Annotated in this window: 1 protein-coding gene; it reads right to left on the bottom strand. The window is 48.7% G+C overall.

The window, feature by feature from the left end; all coding sequences use genetic code 11:
- Window positions 1-624, bottom strand: a 624-nt coding sequence (locus R8N49_RS28320; protein ID WP_318190593.1) for a molybdopterin-dependent oxidoreductase, incomplete at both ends; no start/stop codon positions are given.

Raw genomic sequence — 624 nt, 5'->3', positions numbered from 1 at the left:
AGTGTTGGTTAATCAGACAGTTACCTGCGTAGTTCCAGATGAACTTGATGTTGTTTTGCAGCTTTTGAACGCCTTTAATGCCGTCAGTAAGATCGGTCATCTCAGTGCCACGGAAAATCGCGTCTGTCCAAAGGAACATTGGGATAGAAGCGCTGATTGGGTTTGGCACTTTCGGGAAGCGTTGGAATGGGTAAGAGTGGTTACCCTCACGAGCACCAGTACCACCACCTTGTAGACCAACCTGACCACGAAGCAGAGACAGCATCATGATCGCTTTACATGCTTGCTCACCGTTTGCTGAGCGTTGTAGACCCCAACCTTGAGTGATGTAAATACGTTTTGCATCGCCGATTTCACGCGCAAGTTTCAAGATCACATCAGCAGGAATACCTGTGATTGGTTGTGCCCACTCTGGCGTTTTCTCGATACCATCCGGACCTGTGCCCATGATGTAATCTTTGTAGCTGCCATTTTCTGGCGCTGATGCTGGCAGAGTTTTACGGTCGTAACCCACACAGTAGCGGTCAAGGAAGTCTTGGTCGACTTTATCTTCACTGATCAATACATGGGCGATAGCAGCGACAAGAGCCGCATCGGTACCGTGTTTGATAGGAATCCATTGGT

It is taken from the genome of Vibrio sp. 1978 (assembly GCF_033344345.1).
Note: the sequence above shows the minus strand (reverse complement) of the source record. Positions and strands in the feature narration are given on the sequence as shown.